This is a genomic window from Stappia sp. BW2 (genome assembly GCF_008107695.1).
Classification (GTDB): Bacteria; Pseudomonadota; Alphaproteobacteria; order Rhizobiales; family Stappiaceae; genus Roseibium.
In genome coordinates, this window is record NZ_VIRG01000011.1 from 1 (window position 1) to 403 (window position 403).

1 protein-coding gene is annotated in these 403 nt (G+C 44.4%); it reads right to left on the reverse strand.

Annotated elements, in window-relative coordinates; all coding sequences use genetic code 11:
* Positions 1-403, reverse strand: a 403-nt coding sequence (locus FMN63_RS29465) for a hypothetical protein (RefSeq protein WP_162529951.1), incomplete at both ends; no start/stop codon positions are given.

Here is a 403-nt window from a genome sequence, read left to right on the forward strand (position 1 = left end):
CCATTGACAGCATCCGTATGGTCAATATCACTGGCAATAATATGCTGAACGCCTGATAATTGACGGATTTGTCCTGTGATATGGCTTAATTGTTGTTGCACAGCACGCACGTCCAAAATATACGACATCAAATGCAGGGTGTCTGCCCCATTGCTAAAGTTTGGCACAGTGGCATTTGCCAAGATACAATTTTGGGTCGTAATATTGGCACTAAAGCCGTAAGACTGAGCCAAGCACAGCACTTGATAGCTGGCATTGCCCAAAGACACGCTTGATGGATCCATCAAATGAATATTAAGATGAACGGTTTTTGGGTCTTTTTGACTGGCGATATGCTCCATCGTAGCAAGGGTTGCCACGCCTTGACCACAGCCATAGTCAATGATATTGATAACGCTATCAC